Annotated in this window: 20 protein-coding genes; 16 read left to right on the top strand and 4 right to left on the bottom strand. The window is 72.5% G+C overall.

The annotated features are described in order from the left end of the window. The first annotated feature begins 99 nt into the window (after nt 1-99). The 4 genes from ABZ721_RS02990 to ABZ721_RS02975 all read left to right on the top strand — a co-directional run bounded on the left by ABZ721_RS02990 (nt 100) and on the right by ABZ721_RS02975 (nt 4,053). Nucleotides 100-618 (top strand): flavin reductase family protein, encoded by a 519-nt coding sequence (locus ABZ721_RS02990; RefSeq protein WP_358786787.1) that lies wholly within the window; start codon nt 100-102, stop codon nt 616-618. A 186-nt stretch (nt 619-804) separates the two neighbouring features. Then, on the top strand, nt 805-1,590 hold the full coding sequence (locus tag ABZ721_RS02985) for an electron transfer flavoprotein subunit beta/FixA family protein (RefSeq protein WP_358786786.1): 786 nt from the start codon (nt 805-807) through the stop codon (nt 1,588-1,590). Between the two features lie 51 nt (nt 1,591-1,641). Beyond that, complete coding sequence (locus ABZ721_RS02980) at nt 1,642-2,604, top strand: electron transfer flavoprotein subunit alpha/FixB family protein (RefSeq protein WP_358786785.1); 963 nt, start codon at nt 1,642-1,644, stop codon at nt 2,602-2,604. Between the two features lie 168 nt (nt 2,605-2,772). Further along, nucleotides 2,773-4,053 (top strand): aldolase/citrate lyase family protein, encoded by a 1,281-nt coding sequence (locus tag ABZ721_RS02975; RefSeq protein WP_358786784.1) that lies wholly within the window; start codon nt 2,773-2,775, stop codon nt 4,051-4,053. Here ABZ721_RS02975 and ABZ721_RS02970 read toward each other — a convergent pair. Then, nucleotides 4,050-5,036 carry a LacI family DNA-binding transcriptional regulator gene (locus ABZ721_RS02970; protein ID WP_358786783.1) on the bottom strand — a complete coding sequence of 329 codons (987 nt, stop codon included), beginning with the start codon at nt 5,034-5,036 and terminating at the stop codon, nt 4,050-4,052. The two genes, ABZ721_RS02975 and ABZ721_RS02970, sit on opposite strands and share 4 nt — an antisense overlap. 163 nt (nt 5,037-5,199) lie before the next feature. Here ABZ721_RS02970 and ABZ721_RS02965 point away from each other — a divergent pair, with 163 nt between their 5' ends. The 5 genes from ABZ721_RS02965 to ABZ721_RS02945 all read left to right on the top strand — a co-directional run bounded on the left by ABZ721_RS02965 (nt 5,200) and on the right by ABZ721_RS02945 (nt 10,748). Then, nucleotides 5,200-6,183, top strand: coding sequence for an ROK family protein (locus tag ABZ721_RS02965; protein WP_358786782.1), 984 nt, complete (start codon nt 5,200-5,202; stop codon nt 6,181-6,183). Between the two features lie 249 nt (nt 6,184-6,432). Next, a complete protein-coding gene (locus tag ABZ721_RS02960) occupies nt 6,433-7,758 on the top strand; it encodes an ABC transporter substrate-binding protein (protein ID WP_358786781.1) in 1,326 nt (441 codons plus the stop codon). A gap of 11 nt (nt 7,759-7,769) precedes the next feature. Beyond that, nucleotides 7,770-8,684 carry a sugar ABC transporter permease gene (locus tag ABZ721_RS02955; RefSeq protein ID WP_358786780.1) on the top strand — a complete coding sequence of 305 codons (915 nt, stop codon included), beginning with the start codon at nt 7,770-7,772 and terminating at the stop codon, nt 8,682-8,684. Then, on the top strand, nt 8,681-9,607 hold the full coding sequence (locus tag ABZ721_RS02950) for a carbohydrate ABC transporter permease (RefSeq protein WP_358786779.1): 927 nt from the start codon (nt 8,681-8,683) through the stop codon (nt 9,605-9,607). The genes ABZ721_RS02955 and ABZ721_RS02950 overlap by 4 nt, the downstream gene beginning before the upstream one ends. A 136-nt stretch (nt 9,608-9,743) precedes the next feature. Beyond that, the gene (locus ABZ721_RS02945; protein ID WP_358786778.1) at nt 9,744-10,748 is read left to right on the top strand and encodes an NUDIX domain-containing protein; all 1,005 of its coding nucleotides are present in this window, start codon (nt 9,744-9,746) and stop codon (nt 10,746-10,748) included. Nucleotides 10,749-10,828: 80 nt separating this feature from the next. Here the strand turns inward: ABZ721_RS02945 and ABZ721_RS02940 are convergent, their stop codons facing one another. After that, nucleotides 10,829-12,190, bottom strand: a complete 1,362-nt coding sequence (locus ABZ721_RS02940; protein ID WP_358786777.1) for a dipeptidase — start codon at nt 12,188-12,190, stop codon at nt 10,829-10,831. Nucleotides 12,191-12,339: 149 nt separating this feature from the next. On the opposite strand from ABZ721_RS02940, the gene ABZ721_RS02935 reads away from it, so the two are divergent. Further along, nucleotides 12,340-13,569, top strand: a complete 1,230-nt coding sequence (locus tag ABZ721_RS02935) for a geranylgeranyl reductase family protein (RefSeq protein WP_358786776.1) — start codon at nt 12,340-12,342, stop codon at nt 13,567-13,569. Between the two features lie 58 nt (nt 13,570-13,627). Further along, nucleotides 13,628-14,284, top strand: a complete 657-nt coding sequence (locus ABZ721_RS02930) for a DUF4230 domain-containing protein (RefSeq protein ID WP_358786775.1) — start codon at nt 13,628-13,630, stop codon at nt 14,282-14,284. Nucleotides 14,285-14,374: 90 nt separating this feature from the next. Here ABZ721_RS02930 and ABZ721_RS02925 read toward each other — a convergent pair whose 3' ends face one another. Continuing rightward, nucleotides 14,375-14,830, bottom strand: a complete 456-nt coding sequence (locus tag ABZ721_RS02925) for a nitroreductase family deazaflavin-dependent oxidoreductase (RefSeq protein WP_358786774.1) — start codon at nt 14,828-14,830, stop codon at nt 14,375-14,377. 131 nt (nt 14,831-14,961) lie between these two features. On the opposite strand from ABZ721_RS02925, the gene ABZ721_RS02920 reads away from it, so the two are divergent. The 3 genes from ABZ721_RS02920 to ABZ721_RS02910 are packed head-to-tail and all read left to right on the top strand — an operon-like array spanning nt 14,962 to nt 17,633. Next, a complete protein-coding gene (locus ABZ721_RS02920; protein ID WP_358786773.1) occupies nt 14,962-15,693 on the top strand; it encodes a TetR/AcrR family transcriptional regulator in 732 nt (243 codons plus the stop codon). 57 nt (nt 15,694-15,750) lie between these two features. Continuing rightward, nucleotides 15,751-16,971 (top strand): sensor histidine kinase, encoded by a 1,221-nt coding sequence (locus tag ABZ721_RS02915; protein ID WP_358786772.1) that lies wholly within the window; start codon nt 15,751-15,753, stop codon nt 16,969-16,971. After that, nucleotides 16,968-17,633 (top strand): response regulator transcription factor, encoded by a 666-nt coding sequence (locus tag ABZ721_RS02910; protein WP_358786771.1) that lies wholly within the window; start codon nt 16,968-16,970, stop codon nt 17,631-17,633. Before ABZ721_RS02915 ends, ABZ721_RS02910 begins: the two co-directional genes overlap by 4 nt. 172 nt (nt 17,634-17,805) lie before the next feature. On the opposite strand, the gene ABZ721_RS02905 is transcribed toward ABZ721_RS02910, so the two are convergent. Beyond that, on the bottom strand, nt 17,806-19,371 hold the full coding sequence (locus tag ABZ721_RS02905; RefSeq protein ID WP_358786770.1) for an MFS transporter: 1,566 nt from the start codon (nt 19,369-19,371) through the stop codon (nt 17,806-17,808). A gap of 87 nt (nt 19,372-19,458) precedes the next feature. On the opposite strand from ABZ721_RS02905, the gene ABZ721_RS02900 reads away from it, so the two are divergent. Beyond that, nucleotides 19,459-19,854: a MarR family transcriptional regulator gene (locus tag ABZ721_RS02900; RefSeq protein ID WP_358786769.1), complete on the top strand. Its 396-nt coding sequence runs from the start codon at nt 19,459-19,461 to the stop codon at nt 19,852-19,854. 90 nt (nt 19,855-19,944) lie between these two features. Beyond that, a complete protein-coding gene (locus ABZ721_RS02895) occupies nt 19,945-21,315 on the top strand; it encodes a deoxyribodipyrimidine photo-lyase (protein WP_358786768.1) in 1,371 nt (456 codons plus the stop codon). Nucleotides 21,316-21,424 lie beyond the last annotated feature (109 nt).

The following is a 21,424-nucleotide window of genomic DNA, read 5'->3' as shown; positions in this document are numbered from 1 at the left end:
TGTCGACTTCGGTCGCCATTCGAGTGCGCGCTGTCCGAGTTGTTGAGCGCCCCAGACGACCATTCGCCTCCGGCCCGACCGCTCGAGAAGGACAACTCCATGACAGCCCTGACCGACCTCGGCACGTACTCCGGCACCTCCGCCGGCTTCGACCCGGCCGTCTTCCGCTCGGTGTTCCGCCGCCACGCGGCCGGTGTCGCGGTGATCACCGCGGCCGGCGACCGGCCGGTGGGTTTCACGGCCACCTCGCTGACCTCCGTGTCGGCCGAACCCCCGCTGCTCTCGTTCGGCATCAGCACCGGCTCGTCCAGCTGGCCCACGCTCGCCGAGGCGCCGTTCGTCGGCGTCCACGTGCTCGGCGAGCACCAGGAGGCGCTGGCCGCGACCTTCGCGCGCAGCGGTGCCGACCGCTTCGGCCCGGCCACCGGCTGGCGCGAGGGGCCGCACGGCGTGCCGCTGCTCGACGGGGTCTCCGCCTGGCTGGTCTGCCGCGTGCTGGCCCGCATCCCCGCCGGCGACCACCGGATCGTGGTGGCGCAGGCGCTCGCGGGCGACCCGACGGGCCCCGGCGGCCCGCTCCTGTACCACCAGGGCGGCTTCAACGGGCTGCGGCACTGAGCCGTTCCTGGCCGCCGCGTCGTCAACGTCACAGTTCATGACCCTTGCCTACGGGGCACGAGCTGGGTGTACTGGCGAGTAACCTTCTGGTGGAACGCAGGTGCGTGCCGGTGGGGGGCCGCCCAGCCGAGACGCCTATGCTGCCTCCAAGGGCAGTTGACGAGACTAAGCAGTAGGAGAGCAGGCGTGAGCTTGAGGATCGTTGTCTGTGTGAAGTACGTGCCCGACGCCACGGGCGACCGTCACTTCGCCGAGGACCTGACCACTGACCGCGACGCCGTCGACGGTCTGCTGTCCGAGCTCGACGAGTACGCCGTCGAGCAAGCGCTGCAGATCGCCGACGCCGCCGACGATGCCGAGATCACGGTGCTCACCGTCGGTCCCGAGGACGCCAAGGACGCGCTGCGCAAGGCGCTGTCGATGGGCGCCCACAAGGCCATCCACGTCGAGGACGACGCGCTGCACGGCACCGACGTGTTCGGTACCTCGCTGGTGCTCGCCAAGGCCGTGGAGCACGCCGGGTTCGACCTGGTCGTGTGCGGCATGGCCTCCACCGACGGCACCATGGGCGTGCTGCCGGCGATCCTCGCGGAGCGCCTCGGCGTCCCGCAGGTGACCCTGCTGTCCGAGGTGTCGGTCGCCGACGGCAAGGTGACCGGCCGCCGCGACGGCGACGCGGCGAGCGAGCAGCTCGAGGCGTCCCTCCCGGCCCTGATCTCCGTGACCGACCAGTCGGGCGAGGCCCGCTACCCGTCGTTCAAGGGCATCATGGCCGCCAAGAAGAAGCCGGTGGAGTCCCTGGACCTGTCGGACCTGGAGATCGACGAGGCCCAGGTCGGCCTCGGCGGCGCCTGGTCCGCGGTGGACGAGGCCACGCAGCGTCCGGCGCGCACCGCCGGCACGATCGTCAAGGACGAGGGCGAGGGCGGCAAGCAGCTCGCCGAGTTCCTCGCGAGCCAGAAGTTCATCTGAGCCGCGACCCGGCCGCCCCCGCCTCTCTAGATTTCGCAGGAGACCAATCCAATGGGTGAAGTCCTCGTCCTCGTCGACCACGTGGACGGTGCCGTCCGCAAGCCGACCCTCGAACTGCTGACGCTGGCCCGCCGGATCGGCGACCCCGTCGCCGTCTTCCTCGGCACCGGCGTCGACACCGCCGCCCCCGTGCTCGCCGAGTACGGCGCGGTCAAGGTGCTCGCCGCCGACGCGGCCGAGTTCGCCGACTACCTCGTCGTACCGAAGGTGGACGCGCTGCAGGCCGCCGCCAAGGCCGTGGAGCCGGTGGCCGTCCTGGTGCCGTCCTCCGCGGAGGGCAAGGAGGTCGCGGCCCGCCTCGCGCTGCGCCTCGGCTCCGGCATCATCACCGACGCCACCGACGTCGAGCCCGGCGACGGCGGCCCGGTCGCCACGCAGGCGGTGTTCGCGGCGTCCTTCACGACCAAGTCGCGCATCACCACCGGCGTGCCGGTCATCACCGTCAAGCCGAACTCCGCCGCTCCGGAGGCCGCCCCGGCCGCCGGCACGGTCGAGCAGCTCGCCGTCTCCTTCGGTGAGCTGGCCACGGGCACCAAGGTCCTCACGCGCACCCCGCGCGAGTCCACCGGCCGCCCGGAGCTGACCGAGGCCGCGATCGTGGTCTCGGGTGGACGCGGTGTCAACGGCGCCGAGAACTTCCACCTCATCGAGGCGCTCGCCGACTCGCTCGGTGCGGCCGTCGGCGCTTCCCGCGCCGCGGTGGACGCCGGCTGGTACCCGCACACCAACCAGGTCGGCCAGACCGGCAAGTCGGTCTCGCCGCAGCTCTACATCGCCAACGGCATCTCCGGCGCCATCCAGCACCGGGCCGGCATGCAGACCTCGAAGACGATCGTGGCGGTCAACAAGGACGCCGAAGCGCCGATCTTCGACCTGGTCGACTACGGCGTGGTCGGCGACCTGTTCCAGGTCGTCCCGCAGCTCACCGGCGAGATCACCGCCCGCAAGGGCTGATCCCGCGACCCGCTGTCGACGGCCCCCGCCCGCCTGGCGCGTGCGGGGGCCGTCGTGCGTCCGGAGCCTGTCCCGCGTCCGGGCGGGGCCGCCGGGTGGGGGTTGACCTGGTCCGACGGCGCGGATAGCTTCCCTTCAACGGTTTGTTGAAGTTCGGGAGGCTGGCACATGACGCACGGTGAGACGGTCGGCACGACCTGGTCGGACGCGGTACGGGAGAGCGTCGGCGCCGCGCTCGCCACCACCGACGCGGAGCTGGCCCGCCGCTACCCGGGGGACCCGGGCACCCGGCAGCCCGTGCACACCGTCTACGTCCCGGCCGACGCCTTCACCGCCGGCACCGCGCGCGACTGGGGCCGGCAGGCCCTGGCCGCCCTCGACGAGCACGCCCCGGACGCGGAGTCGTTCGCGCGGGTGCTCGGCCTGAGCGACGAGCTGGCCGGACCGGTGCACGACCGGGTGCGCGCCAAGCTGGAGCGCGAGCCCGTGGAAGACCTCCGGATCGACTTCGAGGACGGCTACGGGCAGCGCCCGGACGCCGAGGAGGACGCGGCGGCCGTGGCCGCCGCCCGGATCGTCGCCGCCGTCGCCGGGGACCGCACGGCACCCCCGTACCTCGGCATCCGCATGAAGTGCATGGAGGCGGCGGTCCGCGACCGCGGCATCCGCACCCTGGACCTCTTCCTCAGCACCCTGATGGCGTCCGGCGGCCTGCCCGACGGCCTGGTGCTGACCCTGCCGAAGGTGACCTTCCCGCAGCAGGTCACCGCGATGGTGCGGCTCTGCGAGGCGTTCGAGGCGGCGCACGGCCTGGCGCCGGGCCGCATCGGCTTCGAGATCCAGATCGAGACGACCCAGTCGATCCTGGGCCCCGACGGCACCGCCACCGTGCCCCGGCTCATCGACGCCGCCGAGGGCCGCGCCACCGGACTGCACTACGGCACTTTCGACTACAGCGCCTCCTGCGGGGTCAGCGCCGCCTACCAGTCGATGGACCACCCGGTCGCCGACTACGCCAAGGCCGTCATGCAGGTCGCGGCGGCCGGCACCGGCGTCCGGCTCTCCGACGGGTCCACGAACGTACTGCCGGTCGGCCCGACCGCCCAGGTGCACGACGCCTGGCGGCTGCACCACGGACTCGTCCGCCGCTCGCTGGCCCGCGCCTACTACCAGGGCTGGGACATGCACCCCGGCCACCTGCCCACCCGCTACGCCGCCGTCTACGCGTTCTACCGCGAGGGGCTGGACACTGCGGCGGCCCGGCTCGCGGCGTACGTGGCGAAGACCGGCGGCGACGTGATGGACGAGCCCGCCACCGCCAGGGCGCTCAGCGGCTACCTGCTGCGCGGCCTGGACTGCGGCGCCGTCGACCTCGAGGAGGTCACCGCCCGCACCGGGCTCGGCCGCGCGGAACTGGACGCGCTGGCCGGGCGCGGGCCGGCCGCCTAGGTCGCCGGCGGGAGCTCGCCCGAGCCGCGCACGATCAGCCGGGCGGGCAGCTCGATCCGGCGCGTCCCGTCCGATCCGCCGTCCAGGCGGCGGAAGAGCAGCTGGGCCGCGGCCCGCCCGAGTCCGACCGCGTCCTGCGCGATCACGGTGATGGCGGGGCGCAGCAGGTCGGCGAGTTCGAAGTCGTCGAAGCCCACCAGGGCGACCGGCCGGACCTCGCCGGCGAGCACCCGCACCGCCGTGACGGTGACCCGGTTGTTGCCCGCGAACAGCGCCGTGACCGGTTCCGGCCCCGCCAGCATCGCGGTCAGCGCGGCGCGGACCCGGTCGGGTGCGGTGGGGCCCATCGAGACCCACTCCTCGCTCACCGGCAGCCCCGCCGCGGCCATCGCCTCGCGGTAGCCGCGCAGCCGCTCGGTGGCGGTGTGGATCCGCGGCTGGTCGCCGATGAAGCCGATCCGGCGGTGGCCGTGCGCGATCAGGTGGGCGACGCCCTCGCGGGTGCCGCCCGCGCTGTCGGTCAGCACGACGTCGGCGTCGATGCGGCCGGCCGGCCGGTCCACGAAGACGGTCGCGACGCCCGCGTCGATCTCCGGTTCCAGGTAGCGGTGGTCGTCGCTGGCGGGGACCACGACCAGGCCGTCCACCCGGCGGGCGCAGAACGCGAGGACCAGTTCCTGCTCGCGGGCGGCGTTCTCGGCGCTGGAACCGGTGAACAGCAGCGTCGAGTGCGCGCGGGCCACCTCTTCGACGGCCCGGCTCAGCGGCGAGTAGAAGGGGTCGGCCAGGTCCTCCAGCACCAGTCCTATGCTGGCGGTCCGGCCGGTGCGCAGCAGCCGGGCGCTGTCGTTGCGCCGGAAACCGAGGGCGTCGATCGCCTCGCGCACCCGGTGGATGGTGTCCGGGGTGACCCCCGGTTCCTCGTTGACCACCCGGGAGACCGTCTTGAGCCCGACTCCGGCCCGCGCCGCGACGTCCTTCATGGTGGGACGGGGGGTATGCCCCGGAGTATGGGTCACTGTCGCGATATTCCTTGCCGCAATGAATGGACAACGTTGTCAGCGAAAGAAACACTACTCCTAACCCCGCGCGACGTGCGGGTATACCGGCCAATGGGCCGGTCCAGGAGAGGGAGAACGGAACCCGATGCACACCGACCGCGCCGCAGGCCCGCTGATCGCCGCACTGGACATCGGCGGAACGAAGATCGCCGGTGCGCTGGTCGACGCGAGCGGCCGGCTGCTCGTGCGCGCGCTGCGGCCGACCCCCGCCCAGCAGGACGCCGAAGCGGTGATGGACGCGGTCGGGCAGGTGCTCGGTGAGCTGCGCCGGGACGCGGGCTGGCGGCAGGTGGTGGCCGTCGGCATCGGCAGCGCGGGACCGGTGGACGCCTCACGGGGAACCGTCAGCCCGGTCAACGTCCCCGGCTGGCGGGACTTCCCGCTGGTCGAGCGGGTGGCGCGGGCGGCGGACGCGCTGCCGGTGGTCCTGACCGGCGACGGTGTCGCGATGACGGCGGCCGAGCACTGGCTGGGCGCCGCCCGCGGCTACGACGACGCGCTGTGCATGGTCGTCTCCACCGGCGTCGGGGGCGGGCTGGTGCTCGGCGGCACGCTGCTGCCGGGCCCCACGGGGAACGCCGGCCACATCGGGCACATCAGCGTCGACCTCGACGGCGACCCCTGCCCGTGCGGGTCGCGCGGCTGCGTGGAGCGGCTGGCCAGCGGGCCGAACATCGTCCGCCGGGCGCTGGAGAACGGCTGGGTGCCGGCGGACGGCGCCGAGCCGACGGCGGCGGCCGTCGCGCAGTCCGCGCGCGCCGGCCACCCGGTCGCCCTGGCCTCCTTCGACCGGGCCGCGCAGGCGCTGGCGGCCGGGATCGCCGCCACGGCGACGCTGGCCGAGGTGCGGGTCGTGGTGATCGGCGGCGGGGTGGCGGGCGCGGGGGACGTGCTCTTCGGCCCGCTGCGCGCGCACCTGGCGCGCTACGCGACGCTGTCGTTCACCGCCGGGATCGAGGTGGTGCCGGCCCTGCTGGGCACCGACGCGGGCCTGGTCGGCGCCGCGGCCGCGGCCGCCCAGGCCCTCGGGCTGACCGAGTTCTCGACGGAGTTCGCCCTGGAGAGCTGAGCAGCGCTCCGACGACTGGCCGCGTGTTGTGCGGCCGGTCGGCGGAGCGTTCGGCCCGGCTCGGCATCACTCTGCGTGGCACTCCGAGGATGACGGTCGTTTTCGTTAGAAGCTGTTGAAGCTTGTTGCGAGCGATCGGGTAACTGTTGTTCGTTATCGCGTCAGAACCCTTGACATGGTCCCCGCCTGGCGGTGAGATCGCACCGCTCGCGTTCGGTTGTGTTCAGTTCCACCCACGAGGAGGGGGACATGGCGCAGTCATCGTTCAGCGGTCGGCCCACAGTCAGGGCAGCGGCCGGACATCGGATCTCCCGCCGAAGTCTGCTGCGAGGAGCGGCGATCAGCGCGGGAGCGGTCACCCTGCCCTCGCTGCTCGCCGCCTGCGGCGGCGGGCCCGCCGGGGACGGCAAGACCGTCACGCTCGGTTCCAACGCGTCGGACGCCGTGCCGAAGGCGGCGTTCCAGGCGGCCTTCGACGCCTACCAGAAGCAGTCGGGCAAGACGGTGAAGGTCAACACCGTCGACCACAACACCTTCCAGGAGAACATCAACCGCTACCTGCAGGGCAGCCCGGACGACGTCTTCATGTGGTTCGCCGGCAACCGGATGCAGTTCTTCGCGGAGAAGGGCCTGCTGACCGACATCAGCGATGTGTGGTCGGGGTTCAAGGGCTTCTCCGACGCCCTCAAGGCCCAGTCCACCGGCCGTGACGGCAAGCAGTACTTCGTGCCGTACTACTACTACCCGTGGGCCGTCTTCCACCGCAAAAGCGTCTTCCAGCAGCACGGCTACGCGGTGCCGAAGACGTTCGACCAGTACACCGCGCTCGCCCGGCAGATGCAGAAGGACGGCCTGACCCCGATCGCCTTCGGCGACAAGGACGGCTGGCCCGCCATGGGCACGTTCGACTACATCAACATGCGGGCCAACGGCTACGAGTTCCACGCCTCGCTCATGGCGGGCAAGGAGGCCTGGACCGACCCCAAGGTCAAGCACGTCTTCGACCTGTGGCGCAGCCTGATGCCCTACCACCAGAAGGGCGCCAACGGCCGCACCTGGCAGGAGGCGGGGCAGAGCCTGCAGCAGCGCAAGACCGGCATGGCGGTCCTCGGGCTGCCGCACCCCGGCACCCAGTTCCCCGAGGCCGAACACGCGGACCTGGACTTCTTCCCCTTCCCCGAGATCGACCCGGCGCACGGCCAGGACTCCGTCGAAGCCCCCATCGACGGCTTCCTGATGTCGAAGAAGGCCAAGAACAAGGACGCGGCGCGGGACTTCCTCACGTACCTCGCCACCCCGGCGGCCGAGGACTCCTACCTGGCCGGCGACCCGAACAACGTCGGGGTCAACTCCGGTGCCTCCACCGCCAAGTACACCGAGTTGCAGAAGAAGTCGGCGGAGCTGGTCGCCGGGGCCAAGCACATCTCCCAGTTCCTGGACCGCGACACCCGCCCGGACTTCGCCTCGACCGTCATGATCCCGGCCCTGCAGACCTTCATCAACAAGCCGGACGACGTCGACGGGCTGGTCAACAGCATCGAGAGGCAGAAGAAGACCATCTTCGCCGCGGAGTAGGAGTACAGGCTGTGCCGCAGATCATCACGCGGCGCGCCGGACGGCGGGGCCCGCGGAGGTTCACCCCCCGCGACCTCGCCGTCCTCGGTGTGCTGCTCGGTATCCCCGTCCTGCTGGAGATCGGCCTCATCTGGGGCCCCACCCTCGCCTCCGTCGGGCTGTCGTTCACCAGCTGGGACGGTGTCGGCAGCATCCAGTGGGTCGGCACCCGCAACTACCACGACCTGTTCACGAACTACCCGCCGTTCTGGCGGGCGGCCCGCAACAACCTGCTGTGGCTGGGGTTCCTCGGGCTGGTCGCCACCCCCTTCGGGCTGCTCCTCGCGGTGCTGCTGGACAAGAACATCCGCTTCAGCCGCTTCTACCAGAGCACCCTCTACATGCCGGTCGTGCTCTCGCTGGCGGTGGTCGGCTTCATCGCGCAGCTGGTCTTCTCCCGCGACCAGGGCGCCCTCAACGCCGTGCTGGCCGACACCGACAACCCCACCGACTGGCTGGGCGACCCCTCGCTGAACATCTGGGCGATCCTGCTCGCCGCGGCCTGGCGGCACACCGGCTACGTGATGATCCTCTTCCTGGCCGGGCTGAAGTCCGTGGACCCGGCGCTCAAGGAGGCCGCGGCGATCGACGGGGCCGGCGAGGTGCAGGCGTTCTTCCGGGTCGTGCTGCCCACCCTCCGGCCGGTGAACGTCATCGTCGCGGTGATCACCGTCATCGAGGCGCTGCGGGCGTTCGACATCGTCTACGCCGTCAACCACGGCCGCAACGGGCTCGAACTGCTCAGCGTGCTGGTCACGGACAACATCATCGGCGAGGCCAGCAGGATCGGCTTCGGCTCGGCGATCGCGGTGGTGCTGCTCGCCATCTCGCTGGGGTTCATCGTGACGTACCTGGTCCAGGAGATGCGCGAGGAGAAGAAGTCATGACATCCGCCGTTGCCGCCCGGCCCTCCCAGCACGCGAAGGCCGCCACCGGCGATCAGCCGGGGCGGCGCCGGATCCGCCCCGCGCGCCTGGGGCTCCACACGTTCCTGATGGTCGTGTCGCTGGCCTTCCTCGCCCCGCTGCTGCTCGCCGTCTACGCCTCCCTGCGGCCCTACCAGGAGACCGCGAAGTACGGGTACTTCTCGCTGCCGCGGCACCTGTCGTTCGACTACTACCGGCAGGCCTTCACCGAGGGGGAGATGAGCAAGTACTTCGTCAACTCCCTGATCATCGCGGTGCCGGCGCTGCTTCTCACCCTGTTCTTCGCCTCGTTCGTCGCCTTCTCGGTGTCCCGGATCCAGCTCAGGGGGCGGGTCTTCCTGCTGGTGATGTTCACCGCGGGCAACCTGCTGCCGCAGCAGGTGATCGTGACCCCGCTGTACGCGCTGTTCAACCGGATCCCGCTGCCGTACTGGATGTCCGACTCGATGACGATGTACGACTCCTACTGGGCCGTTGTCGCCGTTCAGGTGGCCTTCCAGACCGGGTTCTGCGTATTCGTTCTCGCCAATTTCATGCGCACCCTGCCGATGGAGATCATCGAGGCGGCGATCGTGGACGGCGCCGGAGTGTGGACGCAGTACTGGCGCATCACGCTGCCGCTGTGCCGGCCGGCCCTGGCCGCGCTCGCCACCTTGCAGTTCACCTGGATGTACAACGACTTCCTGTGGGCGCTGGTCTTCATGTCCTCCGGCGACAAACTGCCGATCACCTCGGCACTCAACAACCTGCGCGGACAGTTCTTCACCGACTACAACCTGCTGGCGGCGGGGTCGGTCCTGGTCGCGCTCCCCACCATCGTGGTCTTCATGATCCTGCAGCGGCAGTTCATAGCGGGCCTCACCCTCGGCGCGAGCAAGGGGTGAAGCACGCGCGGCGCGGGGTGCGGAAGGCGGCGCGAGGGCCCTGACGGGGGCCGGTGCGAGCCGATGGCCGGTACTGCGCGTTTGCCGATAGCGATGATCCGGGCAATTCGTAGGGGGCTACGGAGAAGGGGGCACCGTGATCGTCTGGGTGAACGGGGCGTCCGGCGCGGGCAAGACCAGCGCCGCACGCGAACTGCTGGACCTACTGCCGGGCAGCACTCTCTACGATCCGGAGGTCGTCGGTACGGGGCTGGGCCAGCTGCTGCCCGAGAAGCGGCTCCAGGAGGTGACGGACTTCCAGGACCTGCCGGTCTGGCGGCGGCTGGTGGTCGACACCGCCGCCGCGCTGCTCCAGGAGGTCGGGGGAGTGCTGGTCGTCCCCTGGACGCTGCTGCGGCAGGAGTACCGGGACGAGATGTTCGGCGGTCTGGCCTCGCGCGGAATCGTGGTGCGGCATGTGCTGCTCGACCCAGGGGAAACGATCCTGCACGAGCGTCTGGCCCTGCGGGAGGCGGCGGAGGAGCAGCCGGCGAAGGGCCTGCCCGCGTACCTGGACGCGCTGCCCTGGCTCAGCACCGACGCGTACGTCATCAGGACGACGCGGCTGACGCCCCGGCAGACCGCCGAGCGGATCGCCGAGGCGCTGCGCCAGGGCGTGGGGCGCTGCGACATCGTGCAGACCCCGGAACCCACGGCGGAGACCGTCGCCTCCGGGGTGCTGCTCTTCGACGAGCACGACCGGGTGCTGCTCGTCGACCCGACCTACAAGCCGGGCTGGGAGTTCCCCGGCGGCGTCGTCGAACGCGGCGAGGCGCCCGCGCAGGCGGGCCTGCGCGAGGTCTCCGAGGAACTGGGCATCGAACTCGCCGTGGTGCCGCGGCTGCTGGTCGTCGACTGGGAGCCGCCGTCGCCCCCCGGCTACGGCGGGATGCGACTGCTCTTCGACGGCGGACGCATACCCGCCGCCGACGCGGCCCGGCTGCTGCTGCCCGGCGCCGAACTGCGCGGCTGGCGGTTCGTCACCGAGGACGAGGCCGCGGCCCTGCTGCCGCCGGTGCGCCTGGACCGGCTGCGCTGGGCGCTGCGCGCCCGCGAGCGCGGCATACCGATCAACCTGGAGGCGGGCCGGTCCGTCGAGTGACGGGCCCGGTGGGGCCCCGCCCGAGCCGCCGGTCACGCCGGTCACGGCGCTCCCGGCGGTCGGCGCGGGACCCCGCCGGCTCAGCCGGACTTGGACGCCGCGTACCGCGTCAGGAACAGCGCCTCGGCCAGCGACAGGCGCTCCAGCTCCTGCGGGGAGACGCTCTCGTTCACCGCGTGGATCTGGGCGTCGGGCTCGCTCAGGCCGATCAGCAGGATCTCCGCCTCGGGGTACAGCGTGGCCAGCGTGTTGCACAGCGGGATCGACCCGCCCTGGCCGGCGATCTCCAGCTCCTGCCCGTACGCGGTGCGCATGGCGTCGGCCATCGCGGTGTACGCGGGGCTGGTGGTGTCGGCGCGGAACGGCTGGCCGCTGCCGCGCTGGGTGACCTCGACCCGGGCCCCCCACGGGGCGGCCGCGCGCAGGTGCGCGATGAGCGCGTCGCCGGCCTCCCGCGCGTCCGTGCCCGGCGGCACCCGGAGGCTGACCACCGCTCCCGCGGTCGCCTGGACGGACGGGGTCGCGCCCACCGTCGGCGGGCAGTCGATGCCCAGCACGGTCACGGACGGCCGGGCCCAGATCCGGTCCGAGACGGTGCCCGTGCCGATCAGGCCGACGCCGTCGAGCACCTTGGCGTCCTTGCGGAAGTCCTCCTCCGGGTACTGCAGCCCCTCCCAGCTGCCGCCGCCGTCCAGCCCGTCGATCGTGGTGGCGCCGGTCTCGTCGCGCAGGGTGCCGAGGATGTGGATGAGCGCGGCGAGCGCGTCCGGGGCCGCGCCGCCGAACTGGCCCGAGTGGAGATTGCCGCCGAGGGTCTCGACCCGCACGTCGACCATGGCCATGCCGCGCAGCGTTGCGGTGACCGTCGGCAGCCCGAGCCGGAAGTTGCCCGTGTCACCGATCACGATCGCGTCGGCCGTCAGCAGGTCCGGGTGCGCCTCGACGTAGCGCTCCAGGCCGCCGGTGCCCTGCTCCTCGGAGCCCTCGACGATGACCTTGACGCTCACCGGGGCCCCGCCGTGCTCCCGCAGCGCGCGCAGCGCCGTCAGGTGCATCAGCAGGCCGCCCTTGCAGTCCGCGGCGCCGCGCCCGTACCAGCGGCCGTCCCGCTCGGTCAGCTCGAAGGGCGGGGAGATCCAGGCGGCCTCGTCCAGCGGCGGCTGCACGTCGTAGTGCGCGTACAGCAGCACCGTCGGCGCGCCCTGCGGTCCGGGCAGGAAGCCGTACACCGACTGGGTGCCGTCGGGGGTGTCGAGCAGCGCCACGTCCTGGAAGCCGTCGGCCCGCAGCGCCTCGGCGACCCAGCCGGCCGCCTTCTCGCAGCCGCTCCTGGGGAACTGGCGTTCATCGGCGACCGACGGGAACGACACGAGTTCGGCGAGTTCCGCGCGGGCGCGCGGCATGAGCGAGGCGACGGTTTCGGAGAGCGGGACGGCCTGCATGGGCGCTCCTTGCGGGTGTGATGGTGTGTTCGTGCGCACAAGTGGACGTTGCCGATGGTGCCACAGCGGTCCGAGCCGGGTTCTCGCCATAGGATGCGGCTGAGCAGGGGCGACGAGAGTCGGCGGGTCGAGCGGGAGCGGAATCACACGTGAGCAGCGAGCAAGCGGCGCAGGGCAGCGGTTCGGCGGACGGCGGGGCGGACGACACGGTCTGGGATGTCGTGGTGGTCGGCGCGGGCCCCGGTGGCGCCTCGGCCGCCCATGCGGCGGCCACGGCCGGCCGCAGGGTGCTGCTGCTGGAGAAGTCCGAACTCCCGCGCTACAAGACGTGCGGCGGGGGCATCATCGGCCCCTCCCGCGACTCGCTGCCGCCCGGCTTCGAGCTTCCGCTGCGGGACCGCGTGCACGCGGTCACGTTCAGCCTCAACGGCAGATTGACGCGCACCAAGCGCTCGCGGCAGATGCTGTTCGGCCTGATCAACCGGCCCGAGTTCGACGAGGCCCTGGTGCGGGCGGCGACGGAGGCCGGGGCCGTGCTGCGCACCGGGGTGGCCGTCTCGCGCGTGGAGCAGCACGGCCCGGCCGTGCCCGACCGGCGGACCGTCGCCGTCGTGCTCAGCGACGGGTCGACCGTGCTGGCCCGCGCCGTGGTCGGCGCCGACGGCAGCGCCAGCCGGATAGGAGCCCACGTCGGGGTCAAGCTGGACCAGGTCGACCTCGGCCTGGAGGCCGAGATCCCGGTGCCGGCCGCGGTGGCCGAGGACTGGGCCGGCCGGGTGCTCATCGACTGGGGCCCGATGCCGGGCAGTTACGGCTGGGTCTTCCCCAAGGGCGACACCCTCACCGTCGGGGTGATCTCCGCGCGCGGCGAGGGCAGCGCCACCAAGCGCTACCTGGAGGACTTCATCGCCCGGCTCGGGCTGGCCGGCTTCGAGCCGAGCATCTCCTCCGGACACCTCACCCGCTGCCGCTCCGACGACTCCCCGCTCTCCCGCGGCCGGGTCCTGGTCTGCGGCGACGCGGCGGGGCTGCTGGAGCCGTGGACCCGTGAGGGCATCTCGTTCGCGCTGCGCTCCGGACGGCTGGCGGGGGAGTGGGCGGTCCGGATCTCCGAGGCGCACGACGCGGTCGACGCCCGCCGGCAGGCGCTCAACTACGCCTTCGCGGTGAAGGCCGGGCTCGGGGTGGAGATGGGTGTGGGCCGGCGGATGCTGGCCCTGTTCGAGAAGCGCCCCGGTCTGCTGCACGCCGCGCTCACCACCTTCCCGCCGGCCTGGCACGCCTTCGCGGGGATCACCCGCGGCAAGGGCACGCTGGCAGACCTGGTCCGCAACCACCCGCTCGCCCGCCGCGCGCTGTGGGCGATGGACCGCTCGTAACGGTCTCCCATGGAACGGCACTTGCTGGGAAGAAGCCTTCCCAGGAGGTGCCGTCAACATGGTGTTGCGCGACAGTGCGGGAAGAATGCCCTGGTGGGCCAAGCTGGTCACCACCGTGGTGGTCCTGACCGGTCTTTTCTTTCTGTTCGCCAAGGCAGACCTGCTCCCCGGGCTCCCCAACCCGTTCGGGGAGAAGACCAAGGACCGCAGCGGTCCCGTGGTGCTGAAGTCGATCCAGGACATGAACCGCTTCGAGGGCGCGAGCGGGAACTTCCAGGTGGTCGTGGACCTCCAGAAGGACGCGAACTTCCTGCCCGACTCGGTGAAGGGCAAGCGGACGCTGTACGTCGGCGCAGGCAGCGTCGACTCCTACGTGGACCTGGGCAAGGTCGCCAAGGACGGGGTCACCGTCTCCGCCGACCGCACCACCGCGACCATCCGGCTGCCCCACGCCGAGCTGGAGCGGACCTCGCTCGACCCGAAGAACTCCTACGTGGTCTCGCAGCAGCGGGGCTTCTTCGACCGGCTCGGCGACTTCCTGGGCAATAACCCCGGGAACGAGAAGCAGCTGAACGAACTGGCCGCGCAGAAGATCCAGGACGCGGCCAAGGCGACCGAACTGAGCAAGCGCGCGGAGGCCAACACCCAGTCGATGCTGAAGGGGCTGCTCACCTCGCTCGGGTTCACCACCGTCCAGGTGACCTTCCCCGCCTAACCCGCACCGGCCCCACCGGCACCGGAACTCGTCCCTACCGGTGCCGGGCCCGCACCGCCCCGTCGTCCGCCGTCCCGCCCCGGCTGCCCGTCAGCCCGCGGTCGTGACCCGGAAGACGGGGTGTTTGTGCGCTATCGCGCGCAGCTCCTCGTCCGTCGAATCGGGCCCCACACCGTCGAAGAACACTCCGACCTCGGCCTTCCACCGCTTGAGGTAGGCGCGCAGCAGCACCGGCTTGTCGTCGTCCGCGATCTCGGTGGCGGTGAACTCCTCCGTCCGCCGGCCGAGGATCAGCTGCCCGCCGCCGGCGGCCCGCATGTTGTGCGTCCACTGCACATGGCCGCGCGGGGCGACGAGGTAGCGCTCCTCGCCGACCGTCAGCAGGTTGACCGGGGTGCGCCGCCACTCGCCGCTCTTGCGGCCCCTGACCGCCAGCACCCGCGAGCCCCAGACGCTCAGCCCGCGCCGGGTCAGCCACGCCACCGCGCGGTTGAAGACGTTGACGGTGAACCAGCCCGGCTTCTTGACGTGGTCGCGTTCGGACATGATCGGTGCCCCCTGAAGATGGTGGAGAGCGGTGCTCTCGCTCGAGATCAGCCTCTCACTCTCGCCGCCAAAAGACAAGAGCAGTGCTCTCGTTGTTGGCCGATGCTCCGGAAGATGGCACACTGGACGACATGAGTGTGATCCGCGGAGCCAGGGAACGGGCCCGAATCGAAGTGACCGCCGCCATAAAGGAAGAGGCGAGACGGCAGCTGGCCGCCGAGGGCGCGGCCCGCCTCTCCCTGCGCGCGGTCGCGCGCGAGCTGGGCATGGTCTCCTCAGCCCTCTACCGGTACTTCCCGAGCCGGGACGATCTGCTGACCGCGCTCATCATCGACGCGTACGACGCCATGGGGGCGGAGGCCGAGGCCGCCCTCGCCCGCACCGCCGCCGAGGACCCGCACGCCCGCTGGCTCGCGGTCTGCCGCTCGGTGCGCGCCTGGGCCCTGGAGCATCCGCACGAGTACGCCCTCATCTACGGCTCGCCGGTGCCCGGCTACAGCGCCCCGCTGGACACGGTCGGGCCCGCCTCCCGCTTCCCGCTGACGCTGGTCGCCGTGGTCCGGCAGGCGCACGCGGCCGGCACGCTGGGCCCGCCCCCCGGATCGCCGCTGGCGGCGCCGGTCCGGGCGGACGCCGCCCGGCTGGCGGCGGAGCTCGCCCCCGAACTGCCCATCCCGGTCATCGCCGCGCTGGTCGGCAGCTGGGCCCAGCTCTTCGGCCTGCTGAACTTCGAGCTCTTCGGCCAGTTCAACCGGGTGCTGGAGGCCCGCGGCGAGTTCTACGACCAGGCGGTGGGCGCGCTGGCGGCCCAGGTCGGGCTCCCGCCCGCCGGCGCCCTCCCGGCCGTACTCCCGGCGGAGTAGACACGATCACCGCGGCAGGCGGACGACTGCCGCGCCCCGCCGGACTAGCGTTGCGGCATGACGCACCAGGAGCCGCCGCGCGGACGCCGTATCCCGGGCATCGCCCTCCGCCACCGGTGGATCTCCTCGGTCATGGTGGCGGTCGCGCAGCTCATCGGCACCAACGGGGCGGCGCGGAACCAGAGCGGCCGGGTCCACCTGGACGCGCTGGCCTACGTCCTGCTGCTGGCGGGACCTGCCCTGCTCCCGCTGCGCCACCGGCTGCCGGTGCTCGTCGCCGCCGGCACCACCACCGTGGCCGCCGTCTACCTCGCCCTCGGCTATCCGTACGGGCCGGTCTTCCTCAGCGTGATCGTCGCCTTCTTCACCGCCATCGGCGCGGGCCACCGCCGCGCCGTACTGATCATCGCGGGCACGGTCTACACCGTGGAGCAGCTGCTGGTCGGGCACTGGCTGTACCGCTGGCTGCCGCCCGCGGGCGACGGGCCCACGTCCTGGATGACCACGTCGGGAATCGCCGCCTGGCTGCTGGCGGTGCTGGCCGGAGCCGAGCTGTTCAGGTCGCGCAGCGAGCGGGTGGCGCGCGAGCGGCGCGAGCGCGCGGAGGCGGAGAGCCGGCGTGCCGGCGAGGAGCGGCTGCGGATCGCCCGGGAGCTGCACGACGTCCTGGCGCACAGCATCTCGGTGATCAATGTGCAGGCCGGGGTCGCCCTTGCGCTCATGGACGAGCACCCCGAGCAGGCCCGCACCGCGCTGACCACCATCAAGGCCGCCAGCAAGGAGGCGCTCGGCGAGGTCCGGCAGGTGCTCAGCACCCTGCGGGCGCCGGGCGACGCGCCGCGCTCGCCCGCCCCCGGCCTGGACCGGCTGCCCGAACTCGCGGAACAGGCGGCCGGCGCCGGCCTCAAGGTGGACCTCAGCACCGTAGGGGCCCGCTTCCCGCTGCCGCCCGGCGCGGACCTGGCCGCCTTCCGCATCATCCAGGAGGCGCTGACCAACATCGTCCGGCACTCCGCCTCCCGCACCGCCCGCGTCCGGCTGGGGTACGGACCGGAAGGAGTGGAGCTGAGCGTGGACGACGACGGGCCCTCGTCGCCCCGGGCGGAGCCCGCCGTGAGCGGCGGCAACGGCCTGGTCGGCATGCGCGAGCGGGCCGCGGCGCTGGGCGGCACGGTCGAGGCCGGGCCCCGCCCCGACGGCGGCTTCCGCGTTCTGGCGAAACTGCCGACCGGCGCGGCCGGTACGGTGGCGGTCGCCACCGAGGAGGAGGGCCGATGATCCGCGTACTGCTCGCCGACGACCAGGTCCTGGTGCGGGCCGGCTTCCGGGCGCTGCTCGACGCCCAGAGCGACATCGAGGTGGTCGGCGAGGCCGACGACGGGGAGGCGGCGCTGCGCCTGGTGCGCGAACTCGCCCCGGACGCCGTCCTGATGGACATCCGCATGCCGCGGATGGACGGCCTGGCGGCCACCCGGCACATCACCGCGGATCCGGCGCTGGACGACGTCAAGGTGGTCATCCTGACCACGTTCGAGCTGGACGAGTACGTCTTCGAGGCGATCCGGGCCGGAGCCTCCGGCTTCCTGGTCAAGGACACCGAGCCGGCCGAACTGCTGCGCGCGGTCCGCGCGGTGGTGGAGGGCGACGCGTTGCTGTCGCCCGGGGTGACCCGCCGCCTGATCGCGGAGTTCGCGGCCCGGTCGAAGGAGCCGACGGCCGTCGCGGGCCTGGAACACCTCACCGACCGGGAGCGCGAGGTGATGGCGCTGGTGGGCATCGGCCTGTCGAACGAGGAGATCGCCCGCAGGCTCGTCGTCAGCCCGCTCACCGCCAAGACCCACGTCAGCCGCGCCATGATCAAGCTGAGCGCCCGCGACCGGGCCCAGCTCGTCGTGCTGGCCTACGAGTCCGGGCTGGTCCGCCCCGGCTGGCTCGGCTGACCGCGCCGCACCCCCCTGACCGACCGCACCGCGCCCCTCGACCGACCGCACCGCGCCCCTTCGGCTGACCGCACCGCGCCCCCCGCACACGGGAGCCGTCCGGCCCCGCGCCCTCCCTCGTGGCGCGGGACCGGACGGTGGTCGGATCCCGGGTGGTGCGGCGGACGGCCGGTCAGTCGCGCGCCGCCACCGGCCGCACCTCGGCCTCCGCCACGAGCACCCCGGCGGGCACGGCGGCGGGAGCACCGGACGGCACCCCGGCAGGCACCCCGGACGGCGCGGCCGACGGGACGGACGTCGCGACGATGATCTCCCGGGACGGGCGGCGCTTCCGCAGCCCGGTGACGGTGATCAGCAGCCCCACCACGCCGATGAGGGTGACGACCACCAGCCCCGGCCGGTAGGTGTCCAGGACCTCCTGCGGCGAGCTGGGGGAGCCGCTGCCACTGGAGGTCACCACCGCGGTCACGATGGCCAGGAAGATCGCCCCGCCCACCTGGAAGGAGCTGTTGAGCAGGCCGGAGACCATCCCCTGCTCGTGGTCGCGGACCCCGTTGGTGGCCTGGATGTTGAGTGACGAGTAGGCCAGCGTGAAGGCCGTGCCGAGCAGCAGCATCGACGGCAGGATGTCGAGGGCGAAGTTCGGCGACAGGTCGATCCGCAGGAAGAGCACGTAGCCGAGGACGAGCGAGGCGAAGCCGGCCGTGATCACCCGCGGGGTGCCGAACCGGTCGACGACCGGTCCCATCCGGGGCGAGGCGATGGCCACCAGCGCGCCGGCCGGCAGGAAGGCGAGCGCGGTGTGCAGCGCCGACCAGCCGAGCAGGGACTGCATGTACTGGGTGACGAGGAACTGGAAGCCGATGTACGACCCCATGAAGGTGGCGCCGCCCAGGTTGGCGCGGATCTGGTTGGGGGAGCGCAGGATGCCGAGCCGGATCAGCGGGTGCGCGGAGCGCCGCTCGACCGCGATGAACCCGGCCAGCAGGACGGCGACGACGGCGAACGACACCAGGGTGCGGGCCGAGCCCCACCCGTTCTGCCCGGCTTCGACGACGGTGTAGACCAGCAGCAGCATCGCGGCGGTACCGGTCAGCGCGCCGGGCAGGTCGTAGCCGCGGCCGGCACCGGCCTCGCGGGGGCTCCTGGGGATGAGCTTGAGGCCGACGACGAGGGCGATCAGGGCGACCGGGGCGGGCAGCAGCATCGTCCAGCGCCATCCCACCTCGGTGAGCAGCCCGGAGAGCACCAGGCCCATCGAGAAGCCGGTCGCGCCGCAGGAGGCGTAGATGGTGAGCGCCCGGTTGCGGATCGGGCCCTCGGCGAACGAGGTGGTGATGATCGACAGGCCGGCGGGCGCGGTGAACGCGGCGCTCAGGCCCTTGATGAAGCGGGTGGCGATGAGCAGCTCACCGGAGTCGACGACGCCGGCGAGCAGCGAGGCCCCTGCGAAGACGCCGAGCGCGATCAGGAAGACGCGGCGGCGTCCGAGCAGGTCGGCCGCGCGTCCGCCGAGCAGCAGCAGGCCGCCGTAGCCGAGGATGTAGCCGCTGACGATCCACTGGAGCGAGGCGGTGGTGAGGTCGAGGTCGTGGGCGATCGACGGCAGGGCGACACCCACCATGGACACGTCGAGCGCGTCGAGGAACAGCGCCGCGCAGAGCACCAGCAGGGTGCCCCACTGCCGGGCGCTCCAACGCGCTTCGATACCGGGGACGGTGGAGGACGGAGAGGTCATGCGGAGCAGACTTACATGCGTATGCATTCAATGCAAGTGCATTTAATGCTTGCGCATGAAGCCGCGATTCTCTGCTACCGTGCAGAGATGACCGGTGACAAAGGTGAGCGGGCGCTCGTGGAGGAATGGCGGGCGATCCTCGCCGTCCACGCGCGTACGGCGTGCGAACTCGACCGTGAGCTGCATCAGCACGGTCTCGGGGCCAGCGACTTCGAGGTCCTCGACGTGCTCGCCGGCGGGGATCCGGCGGACGGCGGCTGCAATTTCCGCGTCCAGGAGCTGGCCGACCGGGTCCATCTGAGCCAGAGCGCGCTGTCCCGGCTGGTGGCCAGGCTGGAGAAGGACGGCCTGGTCAGCCGCGGGATCTGCGACGAGGACCGGCGCGGCGTACGGGTCGGCATCACCGAGCTGGGGCGCACCCGGTACGAGGCGGCCAAGCCCGGCCAGCGCGCCGTGCTGGAGCGCATGCTCGGCGACGCCTGACAGCTCCCGGCGCCTCCTTCGAGTACCGGCTGACCGCGCCTTGCGCGTGTCGCACGTCCACGGGCCGCCGGGGTGGGTAGCTGTTGGCGTATGTCCGTCTCCATCGCGCTGTTCACCAGCGACCTCCGGCTGCACGACAACCCCTCGCTCCACAGCGCGTTGGGCTCGGCCGGCCAGGTCGTCCCGCTCTTCGTCGTGGACGACGCGATCCGCGACAGCGGCTTCTGCGTCCCCAACCGCGCCGCCTTCCTGGCCGGCTGCCTCGCCGACCTCGACACCCGACTGCGCCGCGCCGGCGCCCGGTTGGCGGTGCGCACCGGCGAAGTCGCCGAGCAGGTCCGCGCGGTGGCGGCCGAGGCCGGGGCGCGCGAGGTGCACATCGCCGCGGGCGTCAGCGGCTACGCGCAGCGCCGCGAGGAGCGGCTGCGCGCCGCCCTGGAGCGCGACGGCCGCGTCCTGGTCGTGCACGACGCGGTGGTGACCGCCGTCGCCCCCGGCGCCGTGACGCCGACCGGCAAGGACCATTACGCCGTCTTCACCCCGTACCTCAGGCGCTGGGCGCAGCACGGCGTCCGCGCACCGCTGCCCGCCCCGCGCCGGATCGCCGGCGCCGACGTGCGGTTCGGCCCGCTGCCGTCCGCGGCGTCGCTGGCCGACGGCACCCCGTCGCCCGACCTGCCCGAGGGTGGCGAGACGGCGGGCCGCCGGCTGCTCGACCGCTGGCTGGACGGGCCGGTGGAGGGGTACGCCGACGGGCACGACGACATGCCCGGCGACCTCACCTCACGGCTCTCGCCGTATCTGCACTTCGGCTGCCTGTCGGCCGCCGAGCTGGTGCACCGGGCGACGGCCGTGGGCGGGGAGGGCGCGGAGTCCTTCGTGCGCCAGCTGGCCTGGCGGGACTTCCACCACCAGGTGCTGGCCGCCCGGCCCACCGCCGCGCACCGCGACTACCGGACCAAGGGCGACCGCTGGCACGCCGGGACGGACGAGATCGAGGCCTGGCGCGAGGGGCGCACCGGCTACCCGATCGTCGACGCCGCCATGCGCCAGCTCCGGCACGAAGGCTGGATGCACAACCGGGCCCGGCTGCTCGCGGCGAGCTTCCTCACCAAGACGCTCTACGCCGACTGGCGGGTGGGCGCCGCCCACTTCCTGGAGCTGCTGGTCGACGGCGACCTGGCCAACAACCAGCTCAACTGGCAGTGGGCGGCCGGTACCGGCACCGACACCCGCCCCAACCGGCTGCTCAACCCGCTCACCCAGGCCAAGCGCTTCGACCCGGACGGCGACTACGTGCGCCGCTGGGTCCCGGAGCTGGCGGGCGTCCCCGGCGGCGCGGTCCACCGGCCCTGGCGGCTGCGGGCGGCCGACCGCGCGGCCCTGGAGTACCCGGAGCCGATCGTCGACCTCGACGAGGCGGCGGCGCGCTTCCGGCAGGCCCGGGGGCTCGACGACTGAACCACCGGGCAGCGCCGACCGAGCCCCCGGGCATCGACGCACGAGCAGCCGGGCATCGACGCACGAGCAGCCATGGGGGACCGACCGCCGGGCCCCGTCCCGGCGGAGC

Source organism: Streptomyces sp. NPDC006733 (genome assembly GCF_040636125.1).
Classification (GTDB): domain Bacteria; phylum Actinomycetota; class Actinomycetes; order Streptomycetales; family Streptomycetaceae; genus Actinacidiphila.
Note: the sequence above shows the minus strand (reverse complement) of the source record. Positions and strands in the feature narration are given on the sequence as shown.